Origin of the sequence: Rhodopirellula maiorica SM1 (assembly GCF_000346295.1) — a bacterium.
Classification (GTDB): domain Bacteria; phylum Planctomycetota; class Planctomycetia; order Pirellulales; family Pirellulaceae; genus Novipirellula; species Novipirellula maiorica.
The window spans coordinates 1-14,831 of the sequence record NZ_ANOG01001130.1; the positions used below are offsets into that span (position 1 = coordinate 1).

The window sequence follows — 14,831 nt, forward strand, 5'->3', positions numbered from 1 at the left end:
GATGACACCGTGTTGATCTTTTGCTCCGATCACGGACTCTACTCAGGACAACAGGGGCTGGGGGGCAAGGCATTTTGTTATGAACAGACGACACACGTGCCCATGATTGTCTACGACCCGATGGCACCGGATTCGACGCAAGGTCGACGCAGTGATCAGTTGGTGCAGTCGATCGACATTGCCGCCACCATGTTGGACTATGCAGGCATCGAACGGCCGGAAACGTTTCAAGGCAAGAGTTTGCGGGGATTAGTTACGGGAAGTGACGAGCCGGTTCGCGATTACGTCTTCACCGAGAATCTGTGGTCCACGCACTTCGGCAATCCCCGTATCGAAGCGGTTCAAGACAAACGTTGGAAATACATTCGCTATTACGCCGAGGCATCAATTGCGGGCGAACCGCCGGTCTACGAAGAACTCTACGACATCGTCAGTGATCCCGGCGAGCTTCATAATCTTATCGATGATACAACCCACGCGGAAACCTTAAAACGGCTCAAGCTGGCCTGGAAAACGATGCTAACCAAGGCCCGTGGAACCGGATCGCCCAAGGTGCTTCGCTACACCGTCGACAGTGAAAAGGATTACCGATCAAAATGATGAAAACAAAGCAAGGGACAATCAATGGCTGGCTTAGTTGTGGACGAGACCACGAGTCCCCCGCGACAGGAACGGCTTCCTCGTCCACTACGAGACGGATTGGCATGCATCTACTTGTCACATCTATCCTGATCGTGTTCGGGTTTAGTGGTCGAGTCTCCGCCCAGCAGCCAAGTCTTAACTTCCAGGCGTTGGTTCAGTCGGTGCCGCCAAAAGCCAAATTTATCGACGAGGACTATTACATCTGGGGCGGCAGCATGGCACGCGACAGCGATGGACAATGCCATTTACTGTACAGCCGCTGGCCACGTCAGCTGGGCCATAACGCGTGGGTCACCCATAGCGAGATTGCTCATGCCGTTGCCGATGATCCGCTTGGACCGTACAAGCACGTCGATGTCGCTCTACCGGCCAGAGGGGCAAAGTTCTGGGACGGTATGTGTACGCACAATCCGACCGTTCATGAATTCGATGGCAAGTACTATCTCTACTACATGGGCAACACCGGCGACGGCAACGCGACCGCCAAGCTCAACCCAATCCATCGCAATAACCAACGCATCGGAGTTGCCGTTTCGGAGAGTCTTGATGGACCCTGGAAACGATTTGATCGTCCGTTGATTGACGTCAGTGAATCGTCGGACGCACCGGATGCCCTAATGACCAGCAATCCGTCGATTTTGCGGCGGGGTGATGGAACGTATGTTCTGATCTACAAAGCAGTTGGAAAGAAAGGCCCACTCCCGTTCGGCGGCCCCGTCGTACATTTGGCCGCCGTGTCGAATTCACCCACAGGTCCGTTTACCAAGAACTTGCAGACGCTTTTTACCGCACCAGGCGTAAAATTTCCGGCCGAAGACCCCTACATTTGGTTTGATGGTGATCGTTGCTGGGCGATCGTCAACGATCACAAAGGTCACTTCAACAAGACCGGCGAGGATTCCTTAGCGCTCTTCACATCCGACGACGGACTCAATTGGTCCGTCGCCGCAAATCCCTGGGTGTTGCAGCGAAAGCTGACTTGGAGCGATGGAACCGTGCAATCGTTTCATCGTTTAGAACGCCCGCAACTATGGCTGGACGGCGGAGTGCCGAAGGTGTTGTTCTGCGCCGCGGAAGAAACGAAAGAGAAGGATCACTCGTTCAACGTTCACATTCCACTCGCCAAACCGTTGGCGGATAAAGTCGAGCCATAATCAAAACTTAACGATCACGCATGGGACGAGACCACTAATCCAATCCCGCACTTGTGCCATCGTTTTTGTATCAAACCTCATCTAGCCCACTCCGACGCGGACCGCTGCAAATGAACGCCTCCTTATCACGTCACCGTTCGCTTTTCCTCGTTCTCGCTTTGTGCGGATTTGCGAGTCATTCCCATTCCTGCTCTGCTCAAACACTCAGCAAGGAAGGCAGGGATCAACAGGCCATTCATGACTATCTGTTTGAGACGTTCGCAAAAGGACGCGAAACTAAATTTGTCGGCAATGGGCGTGACCGCGGCTTGAAAGAAGTCACAATCATGACGGAGACAAAGGAGATCCGGCACGGAGACGAGATCGTGCTGCCCGAGGGTGCCGAGAGGATCGCGGGACTGTTCCGCCACTTTGCTTTTCACGGAGCGAACCTTGATCGAGTCAAAGAGGTTTACGTCTTTCCTTTCTCGCCAGACAAATCTCCGCCTCGCAGCCAACAGGTCGAGGATTTCTACCGAGTCCAGATGCCATCGATTCCATTGTCCGATCAGCCGCCGGAACGGATGAAAATCCGGTTTCTGATGAAGGACGAGGAAGCGACCTGCCGGATCGATGATTTGGTGTTCATCGCGCAGAAGCAAATTCCGCCGGAATTTGACACGATCCCTTATCGCGATTTGGGCGCAGAGTTTCCCCGAGAGCGAGTGGAAATCGATGTCGACACCGACCACGAACTCTCGATCGGCGGAACGTCACAGCTCGAACGAGACCGCTGGTTCCGCATGCACGAAACTCCGGGCGTGGTCGATTCGTCATTCGAGCGATGGGCGGCGGAGCGAAACTTTCTGCCCGGGCGTGGAGCCTTCAAATTCAATCCCGGAATCACGCGTGCCTGGGGCAATTGGCAACCGCTGAAAGAGCGAGAGGACAAACCGGGGGCCGCGGACCTGTCGTTCTTCGATCAGTATGACGCCGGAGTGAGACACCGAAACACGATACTGGAATTCAAAAACATCCCGTTTGCCTACTGCTTCAACGATTGGCCCGAATTCATGTCGGTGCCGCTGGTCGGGCGTGGGACTCCGAAAATCGAACATTTCGACAACGCTGCCGAACTTGCCGCCGCCTATGTCGAAGACCAGATCAAAGACGGCGGTTTCACGGCCGAGTGGTGGGAGGTGAAAAACGAGAGCAGCGTGCAATCGGAGTGGGCCCATCACTGGAAAGAGAGCCAGGGCATCGACGGATGGGGACTACTGGCGGACTTTCACAACCGCGTTGCCGATGCGGTCCACCAGCGTGCTCCCAACGTGAAAGTCGGCGGTCCGTCGTCGGCCTACATGCAGCTTCAAGTCAAAGACTTTGAGCTCTATCGGAATCAGGCTCGTTTCATCGAAGAGACTCGCGGACACATCGATTTCTTCTCCCACCATTTTTATGAAAACGCGCTGATGCTCGGCGCGCACGAGCGTCGCGGACACGGTTACTCCAATTACCTGCTCGGACGCTACGAAGCGATCCTCGACATGCTGCGCGCCCACATGATCAAAGCGGACAACGTGCTGCCAATCCTGATCACCGAGTGCGGATCACTGCAAAACGGTCGCCAACCATCGGACAATTGGCTGCGGTTGCTCGCTTGGAACGCCTATCTGACCAAGTCGATGCAGCGCCCCGACCAGATCGATCTGTTTGTGCCCTTCGTCTTTCTGCATATGGCATGGAATCCCTACAGCGGTGATGCGGCCTTCACCCCAAAGGAAGATCGCAAGCGGCATCGGTCGATTGATGATTTTGAACCGACAGCCATTGCGAACTACTTTGAACTCTGGCGAGACTTCGACGGGCGACGTCTGCCGGTTGCGTTCGACCGCGATTGGCTGGACGTCGTTGCCGTTCACGACGGAAAGCGGATCTCGCTGGCGGTGACCAACATGGGCGGTCGTCAGATCGCGGTGGATCTGTCGAAAGTCGCAAACAGGATCGGTTCAAAACGTGCGATGCAAACGCGTTTGAATTACCACCAGGGACAGATTGTGTTCGAACCGGAGCACGATGTTGACACGGCGGCCATTCCTGTCGACGTGAATGAAACGACCGTCATTCGGCTCATGCCCGGCAAACCGATCGCTCCAGAGAACACTCTCGTTCTCGATCGCTGGTACGCGGCCGAAACGGCGGTCAAGTGTGATGGCAGACCGCTTTCCTTTGATGTCCGCATCGACAATCCCAGCCAAACACACTCTGCAAAGCTGATCATCGGCGTCCACCGTCGCGGTGGATTGACGGAGCCGGTCCTGGTCAAGATCAACGGCAAGCCGATCGACATCGACACCGGCGACGCGGACGAGTTTTCGGAATACTTCGCGCCGTTGAATGCGTCGATCCCCGCCTCGTTTCTACAGGATCTCAACAAGGTTGAAATTCAGCCCCAACAAGACACAACCATCACTTCGGTACAGATCCAAACTCATCAAGCAAGTAGTGATGCATCTCGTGATCCACAGTCACCCGTGCTGTTTGACTTCGAGGACGATCAGCAACTCGAATCGATCGAAACTCGCGACATTCAGATCTCGCGTGTGAAGAGCGATTCAGGTTCGGCTCTGCTACTTGAATCGGGACACGAGATTGATTGGCCTGGAATCACGCTAAAACCCACGCAAGGCACGTGGGACTTGGGAATGTTCCAGCATTTGTCGTTCGACGTGGTCAACCAGGGTGACAAACCGTTCGAGATCGGGCTGAAGATTGAAAGTCGCGATGCGAACGGAATCGAAAAGAACTTCACGGTGATGAACAACATCGCCGCCAAGGAATCTCGCAAGATCTCTGGGACGCTTTATGCGACGCCATGGAAATTCACGTCTTCACTGGAGCTTCAAGGGATGCATGCGGCACCGGGCCAGAAGACGGTCGATCCATCATCAGTCACGCAGGTCGTGATATTCTTACGCCAACCAAAAGAGGACTATCGTTTCACGATTGACAATTTCAAAGCTGAAACGCGGATGACCCAAATGGACATGGACGAATTTTTGCCGTTCATCGACAAGTTTGGTCAATTCATTCACAAGCAGTGGCCGGGCAAAACGCATTCGATCGACGATCTGGTCGCCAGTCGAGAGGCGGAGAAGAAGGAACTGGCCAGCAACCCGGGACCTGCGTCCTTCAATCGTTTTGGTGGCTGGAAAGACGGGCCGCAACACGGTCCCGCTAAGTTTTTTCGTGTTGAGAAGCACGATGGTCGTTGGTGGCTGATCGATCCGGATGGGCGTCGGTTTTGGTCTCACGGGATGGATGCGGTCTCGACCCGATTCGGGGGAACGGGCATCGAACACCGTGAGAACTACTTTCGTGGTCTCCCGAAAGAAGACAGCGAGCTTGGCAAGTACTATTTCGCGAGCACATGGGCGTTCGGATTCTATGCCGATATGACCCCCTTCAGAATGTACAACCACCTATTGGCCAATCTGCACCGTAAGTACGGTGACGATCATCGAGCCGAGTTCGAGGATATCTCGCACAAGCGGCTGCGAAGTTGGGGATTCAATACCTTGGCCAGCTGGTGCGATGCGTCGATCAATCGGCAAAAACGTACGCCCTACGTCGAGTTCGTCTATGTCGAAGATGGACCGGTGCTTGAGGGGGCTCAGAAAATGTGGACGAAGTTCCACGATGTGTTCGATCCGAGATTTCGGCAGTCCATCGCGCATGGCATCGAAAAGGTGAAGTACTCGGTCGGCGACCCCTGGTGCATGGGATATTACGTTGACAACGAGTTGTACTGGGGCAGCGATATCGATCTGGCCTTATGGACACTTCGTTGCAGTTCCAAGCAGGCGGCCAAGCAAGAGTTCATCAAGGACCTGACTGCCAAATACGAAACCATCGACGCACTCAATCAGGCATGGGGAACCGAGCATGCCTCGTGGAGCGATCTTGCCGAAGCCACACAAACTCCGGATGTGAACAAGGCGAATGAAGATCTACGCCAATTCGCGAAGAAGACCTCTGAGACCTACTTCCGCAGCGTCAAAGAAGAATTGGCCAAGGCCGCCCCGGGGCAATTGTATCTTGGGTGTCGGTTTATCTGGGACAACGAAACGGCCATCCGAGCAGCCTGTCGGTATGCCGACGTGGTTAGTTTTAACAGGTACTTGTATTCGGTTGATCAGATGCGTCTGCCCAAGGGAGAAGACAAGCCGATTCTTATCGGCGAGTTCCATTTCGGTGCGTTAGACCGAGGCCTGTTCCATCCAACCCGGGCGCCCGCCAAGAACCAGGAAAATCGTGGAGAATGCTACAAGAATTATGTAATGAGTGCTTTGCGAAACCCGTTACTGGTGGGGACTCATTGGTTCCAGTACTACGACGAGCCAACCGCGGGCCGCGGTGATGGAGAGAACTACAACACCGGATTCCTTGACATCTGTGACACGCCATACCCCGAAATGGTCGCCGCCGCGCGGGAAGTCGCGGAACGGATGTACGAGTATCGCGCCGGACGTTGACCGTGGTGGACGAGGCCACGAGTCAATCGCACGACTCTCCCGAATCCAACCTCCGACGATTGCCAATACGTTTGCCAAACTTCTATCCACCAGCACAGATGGGTCCATTCAAATGATCAAACGACTTTCGACACTGTTTACTTTGACAGCTTTGGCACTTCCCTGCATGGCCCAAAACCAACCGTTCTTTGCCGAGGGACAGGATCCGAAGCCAATCGATCGGGTATGGCAGAAGATTGACGATCTTTCGGATGAGTTTGAGGGATCGACGCTGGATACGAACAAATGGTCGGCGGATCCTGGTGCCAAAGGCTGGGGGTGGATTGGTCGGCCACCAGGGCTTTTTCAACCTGAAAACGTGCGTCTGCAAGATGGCAAGATGCAGGTGACCGTCCGCAAATTCGATTCCCCCAAAGTCATCAACGGCCACGAATTCCTCTACGGCGGTGCCATCGTGCGATCGATCCATCCCGGCCAAGTCGGTTGGTACTACGAGTGCAGGATGAAGGCGAACAAGACCGAGATGTCGTCAACATTCTGGCTCATGACGGACGACACTGTGAAAGAACGGCAAGAACTGGATATCCAGGAGTGTGTCGGACGACTATCGAAGGAAGCCGCGTCCTGGACTCACGGGTGGGACCAGATTTTTCATTCCAATCTCATCAAGACGACCAAGGGACAGCCTGGGAAGGTTCAAGTCCAAGGTTCAATCCAGACCGAGACGAAGAACTGGGAACGATATTACGTGTACGGAGCGTGGTGGAAATCGCCGCACGAAGTTCGATATTACCTCGATGGCAAATACGCCTATTCGCTGAAACCACCGGTTCCCTGGGATCAGCCTAAGTATTACCAGATGGCAATCGAGACCTATGACTGGAACCCCGTCCCAGAAGACGGAGGACTCGTCGCCAGCGGCACGCGGGAAGAGAGAACCACACAGTATGACTGGGTCAGAACTTGGAAGCTCCAGTAGCATCGTGGCCCCCGGCGCCGACGACAAAAATGCGGAAGCTCGGATCTGAATTGAAAACGCAATGCGTTTGAGAACCATCTCGCTTTGCAGTAACGATCCATCTCGGTCTTCGTCACCCAACGGACAGCCTCGATTGCCAGATCGAATTGACAAAAACACTGCAGTGGTGTATCGTTAATCGACGATAGGCTATTTAGCTGCGAATCACTAGGCAAACCTCCAAGGCAACCCACGATGGGCCGAACCAAGCCAGAATCTCAACCGTGCTGCACCACAAGCGAAAAGCTGGCGTTGCCGGATGTCGTTTGGGCCGAGGATTTGGCCAAGCTGACGTGGGCGTTGGCCCATCCGGCTCGGGTGCGGATTGTGCGGCTGCTGCTCAATCGAACCTCGTGCATGTGCGGCGAGATCGTCGAAGAGATGCCTTTGGCACAGTCCACGGTGTCTCAGCACTTGAAAATTTTGAAAGAAACCGGCTTGGTGCAGGGCGAAATTGACGGCCCTCGCGTTTGCTACTGCATCAACCCCGTTGCATTGGCAAAGCTGAAGAAGTTTATCGCAGAGTTGTAGTTTCCCGCGGATCCTCGCTTCGCTTTTGTGAAACGGTGGGGCAGGACGTCCGTCCATTCAAACCAAAAATTTTAAGCCGGCCCATCGTCTTTCGGCGATGGACGATCAAAAAAGGAACACCCCATGAAAGAGCGAATGATTGTCGATGACGTGCGAGACCAATACGCTGGCGTGGCCCGCGGTGAACTTTCCAACGAATCGACGGCGATCCGCTCGATCGCCTCGGCCTTCGGATACAGCGAAGACGAACTGAACCAGCTGCCCGCCGAAGCGAATATGGGGCTGTCCTGTGGAAATCCTTTGGCGTTAGCAGGGATTCGCGAAGGCGAAGTGGTCGCGGACCTCGGCTGCGGCGGAGGTATGGATGTGTTCCTGGCTGCTCGAAAAGTTGGCGATTCCGGCCGCGTCATTGGGATCGATATGACCGCCGAGATGCTCAAGCGAGCTCGTGCCGGCCAACAGAAACTCGGCCTCACCAACGTCGAATTCCACCAAGCGACGATCGACCAGCTGCCTTTGCCCGATGACTCCGTCGATTGCGTGATCAGCAATTGTGTGATCAATTTGGTGCCGGACAAGTCGGCCGTGTTTGCCGAGATCCTGCGAGTGCTCAAGCCGGGCGGTCGCGTTGCGATCAGCGACATTGCCCTCAAACAAGAACTGCCCGCAGACATCAAGGAAAGCGTCGAGGCCTACGTGGGTTGCATCTCGGGTGCAATCCTGATCGACGACTATCGCCGTTCGTTGGAACAAGCCGGCTTTACTTCGGTGGTCGTGACCGATACGGGCGCGGACCTGAACGCCTACGCGATGGCCACCGACAGTGGTTGCTGTGGCGGCGGTTGCGACGCCGATGCGGAGGATGCGGCTGCCGAGACCAAGGAAAAATCCTTGCACGATGGGCTGGCCGCCGCCATGCAGTCGTTTGATGCCAACGCTTATGCAGCCAGCGTTCGCGTGCATGCCCTGAAAAACTCCACTTCAGACTCCATGCCGATTTCCCCTGCGAAATCACAGCAGAAGACGATGAAGAGCGTTGAAGTTTTCGACAAGCCGATGTGCTGCTCGACCGGCGTATGCGGTCCCGACGTGGACCCGGTGCTGCCCAAGTTTGCCGCCGACCTGGACTGGTTGAAAGGCCAAGGCCATCAAGTGGAACGCTACAATTTGGCCCAACAACCGCAAGCCTTTATCGATAACAAGTCGATTCACCAACTGATAAGTACCGCTGGCACGGACTGTTTGCCCGTGGTGATGGTCGATGGCCAGATCGTCAGCCAAGCCGCATACCCATCGCGTGAAGATTTTGCCGGCTGGGTCGGCGCGGCCCCGACCGGACAAGGTCTGCCGGTCGCCAAGCCTGATGGCGGATGCTGTGGCTCGAGCGGCTGCTGTTAATCCCGGTTTCGCAATGCTGTGAAGCATTTATCCCTCGCGTTTCGCGAGGTTTTAGCGGCAGGGCGCAAGCCCTCCGGTTCTTCATTACGACCAAAACACCGGACGGTTCGCGTCCAATGCCATCTACTTTGGCAACCATTGGGGGATGCTCAAGTCGTGGGATTCGCCAGAATTCTCATCTTTGCTGTTGAAACACCAGGAACTCTGGCGAGTCCCACTACGACAGTAGTGGCATTGGGCTCGCGCCGTGCCGCTAGAAAATAGTTCACAGCGTTTCCCATTTTGCCGCGGACGTTTTGCAAGCCAACGCGACTAACCCAAGGAACCCGAAGCATGAAATTCTTAGACTCCCCATCCCGAAACTTGTTCTTCACAGGAAAAGGCGGCGTGGGAAAGACGTCGGTAGCCAGTGCGACTGCAGTCAGACTGGCCGACGCAGGCAAGAAGGTCTTGCTGGTTTCGACCGACCCCGCATCCAATTTGGATGAAGTGTTTGGCGTCACGCTGGAAAACCATCCGACGGCGATCCCGGCGATTCCCACGCTGTTTGCGATGAACTTGGATCCGGAAAAATCGGCGGCCGAGTATCGCGAACGGATGGTGGGCCCGTATCGTGGCCTGCTGCCCGAAGCAGCGGTAAAGAGTATGGAGGAACAGTTCTCCGGATCGTGTACGCTGGAGATCGCGGCCTTTGATGAGTTCTCTCGGTTGTTGGGCGACCCGGCGGCCACGGCCGAATTCGACCACGTGATCTTCGATACCGCTCCCACGGGGCACACACTGCGGCTGCTGACCCTGCCATCAGCTTGGGACGGTTTCATGTCGCAGAATACGACCGGAACCAGTTGTCTGGGACCGCTGGCGGGACTGCAGTCGCAGCAGAAACTGTATCAGGAATCGGTTAAGGCACTCAGTGATGCCGATACAACGACGCTGGTGTTGGTGGCTCGCGCCGAAGGCAGCGCGCTGCGAGAAGCGGCGCGCACCAGCGAGGAACTGGCCGAACTCGGTGTTCGTAATCAACACCTAGTCATCAACGGCGTGTTCCAAGCTGTCGACGCGACCGACTCCTATGCCGTCGCGCTGCAGCAGCGCGGCTCCGCAGCCTTGGACGCGATGCCCGTGAGTCTGAACGCGTTTCCGCAAACCATCGTTCCACTCAGCCCCAACGGCATCTTGGGCATCGAATCGCTTCGCTGTCTCGGCACGGTCGACGCCGTAGCGATCAGCGGTTCTGCAGACAAAAGCGGCGAAAAGGTGGACGACCTCGCGTCCCTGTCCGATTTGATCGACGACTTGGTCGCTCCCGGACACGGTGTGATTTTGGCGATGGGCAAAGGAGGCGTTGGCAAGACAACCGTGGCGGCGGCCGTTGCGGTAGCGATCGCCCAGCGTGGCTACGACGTACAGCTTTCCACCACCGACCCGGCGGCTCATATCGCAGCCGCGATGAACGAGGAACGCTTGCCTAACCTATCGGTCACTCGCATCGATCCAGCGGCCGAAACCGCGAAATACTCGGCCGAGGTATTGGCGAGCGCCGGTGCGAATCTGGACTCACAGGGCAAGGCGTTGCTAGAAGAAGATTTGCGATCGCCATGCACCGAAGAGATCGCGGTGTTCCGGGCGTTTGCCGACGCCGTTGCCGCGGGTACCAACCAAATTGTGGTCCTCGATACGGCTCCCACTGGGCATACCGTGTTGTTACTCGATTCCGCCTTGGCTTACCACCGCGAAGTGACGCGGCAAACCAGCGAAATGCCCGAAGCGGTCGAGAACCTGCTGCCACGGCTCCGCGATCCCGACTTCACTCGTGTGCTGATCGTAACGCTGGCCGAAGCAACGCCGGTCCATGAAGCGGCCGCGCTACAGCGAGATCTGCGGCGTGCCGAAATCGAGCCGTATGCGTGGGTGGTCAATCAGGTGCTGAGCTCGTTGCCGCTGACCGATCCGCTGTTGAAACAGCGTCAGACACACGAGCAACAATATCTCCGCGAAGTGCACGAAGAACTGGCCAGCCGTGCCGCCATCATCCCTTGGCAACGGCAACCACCCACTGGATTGGATGCTCTAGAGAAGCTAACCCAGTGCAACTCAAGTGCGCTTCCTAGGTAGTGGACAAGGCAACGGATCCCCGCCCGCGCCACCGTAGTGGACAAGGCAACGAGTTCCCGACTTCGATGATACTTCGCGACGCTACGAGTCTTCGCGACTTGCGTCTATATCCGAGAATGAGTCGCGTGTTCGGTTAGCGTAGGCAACCAACGCCAGCATCACAGGAACTTCAACCAGTACACCGACAATCGTGGCCAGGACGACTGGCGAAGAAGCACCAAACAGCGTGATCGCCACCGCGACGGATAGCTCGAAGAAGTTCGATGCACCAATCATTCCGGCTGGGGCTGCAATGTCGTGATGGCAATGCAGACGGTAACAAGTTCCATAGGCCAAGAAGAATATGAACACCGTTTGAATGATCAACGGAATCGCGATCAACACAATGTGCAGTGGATTGTTGATAATCACTTCGCCTTGGAATGAAAAAATCAAAACCAAAGTCAGCAACAATCCAGCAATCGTGATGTTATTGAACTTGGGTAAAAACGCATTCTGAAAATACGTTTCGCCTTTCGATCGAATAACCAAATGTCGGGTCAGGACTCCGCCAACCAACGGCACAACAACAAACAACACCACCGAAACGATCAACGTCATCCATGGAATCGTAATCCCGCCGATGCCAAGCAAGAAAGCAACGATCGGTGTGAACGCGACCAGGATGATCAAATCGTTCGTCGCCACTTGGACGACCGTGTAAGCTGCGTTGCCACGTGTCAGGTGACTCCACACAAACACCATTGCCGTGCACGGCGCGGCGCCTAATAGAACCGCACCGGCGAGGTAGTCTTTGGCCAACTCTGGCGATATCCAAGGCTTGAACACGACATAGAAAAAGAACGCCGCGATACCGAACATCGTAAAAGGCTTGATCAACCAATTCACGATCCAGGTCACGAATAATCCTTTCGGGTTCTTTCCGACATCCTTAACGCTTGCGAAATTGACCTTCATCATCATCGGATAGATCATCAACCAGATCAGAATCGCGATGGGAATGGATACGTTGGCGTACTCAAATTTGGCAAGAAACGCGGGTACCGTCGGCGCAAACTTTCCGATCAGCACTCCGATCACCATGCAGAGTGCGACCCAGTACGTAAGATTCTTTTCAAAGAAGCTGATTCCAGCCTTGGCTGCCTTGTCCATGTCTATGTTCTTTCGGATCTAACAAGTGGTGACCGCGACGGTTCACGACGAATACAGGCGTCGTCGCACCACCCACGCTGGCGTTATGCTTTCTTCGAGCGTCGTTTCGGGCGACAACCCTCGATCGCTTTTGCCAATGCGCTAAAAACTTCACTCAGGTGTTTGTATCGCACTGCATAGAAGACAGTGCGGCCTTCCTTTGACGCAGTTAGAACACCCGCTTTCTCTAATACGCTCAAGTGACGCGAGACGACGGATAAGTCGACCTCACAGCATTCGGTCAATTCCGTGACGGAGCAGGGACGCCCCCCTTTTGCTAAACAGGAGAGCAACCGTAATCGCGTCGGTTCGCCTAACGCCTTAAAAAGCTCCGCGTCCAGCAGGTCGTCGATAGGTCCGTAGCATTGAGAGGCTTGCTGTAAATTCATGATAACTTCATCGAATGCACGTTTGCGTCAGTATGCAAGTATATTGGCTACCGCAACGCGGGTCAAGACGCTAAGATGATGACCGGTTGCGTGCGACATCATTACGCTGATGAGTTAAACCAGCGCGACCGCTTACGGGGGGCGTTTGACGATCACACAAGATTTTCAAGCGAAAGGAAACGATGACGCTCTTCGAGGGGTAAAAGTGGGGTGACCTTCGATGATATACGAAATTCATCGTTGATACCGACGAGTGCGATGACCGTTTGGAATCGCTCCTCGGAATTGCAGAGAAGTATGGCACTGTTTGAAATACAGTTGGCGTTGGCAGCAAGCTTGATCGGGTTGCTTGGACGAAGTCAACTCACGGTCGCTCCCGCTAGGGCTTTATAGATGAACCAAGGAAACTTTAATGACATCGAATGATACGGGAAATTCATTAGCCCGCTTGTATCCAGAGCTAAAACGCTACCTCGCACAGACCACGGCTCGCTTTAGCGAGATTCCTGGCGACCGAAAGGAAGACCTCGCCAAAGTAGCCGACTACATTCTCCAGCGTCGTGCGGAATCGAAGACGGCGAACTTGACCTTCATCTGCACCCATAATTCGCGCCGTAGTCAGCTCGCACAAGTCTGGGCACACGTGGCGGTCGAGTACTACGGATTGGAGGGGATTGAAACTTACTCCGGCGGAACCGAGGCGACGGCGTTTAATCCTCGCGCGGTCACAGCCTTGCAGCGATGCGGACTCAGGATCGTTGCTGAGGACCCCAACGCGGCGAATTCACGTTACCTTGTCTACAGTTCGGAAACATCGACTCCGCAGATCTGCGTCTCGAAGGTCTACGATTCGCCGCCCAATCCAAGCAGAAACTACTGTGCGGTTATGACCTGCTCGCAAGCCGATGAGGCTTGCCCGCTGGTGATGGGCTGCGATCTGCGGATGCCGATTCGATACGAAGACCCCAAAGTCGCCGACGACACCGAGTTCGAGGCCCAGCGATACGACGAACGCACTACCCAAATCTGTAGCGAAATGCTTTACATGATGTCGCTGGTGAATCAAGCCACCGACCGCTAGGTTGAATCTCATCGCTCGAAGCAAAAATAGCAACTCGCATGCGACACATGTCCCAAATTTCGCTGTTGAGAATCGGCAACGCAGTGGAGTATTTTGTCGCGGAACTCGCGCGAGAGTTTTAGCGAAGTGCAAATCACAGTGGTGAGTCCGCGGGCGTCAGAGCCCCGGTATTTCGCGGGACTTCCCCAGATTTGATGCGTCCTTTTCGCCCCCAGTTCGTCTCTATCTGTGAGCCCCAGCACGCAACGCTGTAAAGCATTCATTCCCCGTGTTTTGCTAGGTTTTAGCGGCAGGACGCAAGCCCAATGCCATCGATTTTGGCACTAAACGGGTGGCGTTTGTAGCGGTGCGGCGCGGGGCCCGCCCGGTCTAAATCGAACGTTTTACTCGCCTCAACCGGACCGCTCGCGCCCTGCCGCTACCAAAGTAGATGACATTGGGCTCACGCCCTGCCGCTAAAAAATGCTTCACGGCGTTGCCCAGCGCGTCATTTCTCACTGCACTTGAACCATCGAGGTATTCCCGATAATTATTCGCCGCATTCCGAATCGGATTGCAATTGTGAATCCTCACGGTGATTGTGACGGCTGATCCACGGTGCGGACTGTTTGGCACCTGACGCAATTATCCATCATCGACTACCTCGCGGTTCGCCGGGAAACCAGCCAAAACCAAACCCAGCCGACGATGATCAGTTGCACCGGTATCCGCAAAAACAAGTAGGACAAGCCCCACTGGTGACCTCCGACCGGCGCGCTAACCCATGCGCTATACACGTTCACCGGAAGAAACACAATC

At 55.2% G+C, this 14,831-nt stretch carries 10 protein-coding genes; 8 read left to right on the forward strand and 2 right to left on the reverse strand.

What is annotated here, in order from left to right:
* The 7 genes from RMSM_RS36145 to arsA all read left to right on the forward strand — a co-directional run.
* A partial coding sequence (locus tag RMSM_RS36145) for a sulfatase/phosphatase domain-containing protein (protein WP_040771465.1) occupies window positions 1-600 on the forward strand: 600 nt, incomplete at its 5' end.
* A gap of 104 nt (window positions 601-704) precedes the next feature.
* A complete protein-coding gene (locus RMSM_RS36150) occupies window positions 705-1,796 on the forward strand; it encodes a glycoside hydrolase family protein (protein WP_040771467.1) in 1,092 nt (363 codons plus the stop codon).
* A 326-nt stretch (window positions 1,797-2,122) separates the two neighbouring features.
* Entirely contained in the window at window positions 2,123-6,310 is a 4,188-nt protein-coding gene (locus RMSM_RS41680; RefSeq protein ID WP_160168454.1) for a beta-galactosidase, read from the forward strand.
* Between the two features lie 112 nt (window positions 6,311-6,422).
* Complete coding sequence (locus tag RMSM_RS36165) at window positions 6,423-7,289, forward strand: LamG domain-containing protein (RefSeq protein WP_008709836.1); 867 nt, start codon at window positions 6,423-6,425, stop codon at window positions 7,287-7,289.
* 234 nt (window positions 7,290-7,523) lie between these two features.
* Window positions 7,524-7,859 carry an ArsR/SmtB family transcription factor gene (locus tag RMSM_RS36170; RefSeq protein WP_008709839.1) on the forward strand — a complete coding sequence of 112 codons (336 nt, stop codon included), beginning with the start codon at window positions 7,524-7,526 and terminating at the stop codon, window positions 7,857-7,859.
* A gap of 123 nt (window positions 7,860-7,982) precedes the next feature.
* On the forward strand, window positions 7,983-9,257 hold the full coding sequence (arsD, locus tag RMSM_RS43315; RefSeq protein WP_008709841.1) for an arsenite efflux transporter metallochaperone ArsD: 1,275 nt from the start codon (window positions 7,983-7,985) through the stop codon (window positions 9,255-9,257).
* A gap of 333 nt (window positions 9,258-9,590) precedes the next feature.
* Window positions 9,591-11,372, forward strand: a complete 1,782-nt coding sequence (gene arsA, locus RMSM_RS36180) for an arsenical pump-driving ATPase (RefSeq protein WP_040771468.1) — start codon at window positions 9,591-9,593, stop codon at window positions 11,370-11,372.
* 81 nt (window positions 11,373-11,453) lie between these two features.
* On the opposite strand, the gene arsB is transcribed toward arsA, so the two are convergent.
* Both arsB and RMSM_RS39240 read right to left on the reverse strand, forming a co-directional pair.
* Window positions 11,454-12,524 (reverse strand): ACR3 family arsenite efflux transporter, encoded by a 1,071-nt coding sequence (gene arsB / locus RMSM_RS36185; RefSeq protein ID WP_008709845.1) that lies wholly within the window; start codon window positions 12,522-12,524, stop codon window positions 11,454-11,456.
* 83 nt (window positions 12,525-12,607) lie between these two features.
* Window positions 12,608-12,952 carry an ArsR/SmtB family transcription factor gene (locus RMSM_RS39240; protein WP_081614478.1) on the reverse strand — a complete coding sequence of 115 codons (345 nt, stop codon included), beginning with the start codon at window positions 12,950-12,952 and terminating at the stop codon, window positions 12,608-12,610.
* A 412-nt stretch (window positions 12,953-13,364) separates the two neighbouring features.
* On the opposite strand from RMSM_RS39240, the gene RMSM_RS36190 reads away from it, so the two are divergent.
* Window positions 13,365-14,033: a low molecular weight phosphatase family protein gene (locus RMSM_RS36190; protein ID WP_008709849.1), complete on the forward strand. Its 669-nt coding sequence runs from the start codon at window positions 13,365-13,367 to the stop codon at window positions 14,031-14,033.
* The last annotated feature ends 798 nt before the right edge of the window (window positions 14,034-14,831 follow it).

Bases quoted from the DNA above. Each gene is read 5' to 3' on its own strand.
- RMSM_RS36150 (WP_040771467.1), top strand. From the start codon at position 705: ATGCATCTACTTGTCACATCTATCCTGATCGTGTTCGGGTTTAGTGGT.
- RMSM_RS41680 (WP_160168454.1), top strand. From the start codon at position 2,123: ATGACGGAGACAAAGGAGATCCGGCACGGAGACGAGATCGTGCTGCCC.
- RMSM_RS36165 (WP_008709836.1), top strand. From the start codon at position 6,423: ATGATCAAACGACTTTCGACACTGTTTACTTTGACAGCTTTGGCACTT.
- RMSM_RS36170 (WP_008709839.1), top strand. From the start codon at position 7,524: ATGGGCCGAACCAAGCCAGAATCTCAACCGTGCTGCACCACAAGCGAA.
- arsD (WP_008709841.1), top strand. From the start codon at position 7,983: ATGAAAGAGCGAATGATTGTCGATGACGTGCGAGACCAATACGCTGGC.
- arsA (WP_040771468.1), top strand. From the start codon at position 9,591: ATGAAATTCTTAGACTCCCCATCCCGAAACTTGTTCTTCACAGGAAAA.
- arsB (WP_008709845.1), bottom strand. From the start codon at position 12,524: ATGGACAAGGCAGCCAAGGCTGGAATCAGCTTCTTTGAAAAGAATCTT.
- RMSM_RS39240 (WP_081614478.1), bottom strand. From the start codon at position 12,952: ATGAATTTACAGCAAGCCTCTCAATGCTACGGACCTATCGACGACCTG.
- RMSM_RS36190 (WP_008709849.1), top strand. From the start codon at position 13,365: ATGACATCGAATGATACGGGAAATTCATTAGCCCGCTTGTATCCAGAG.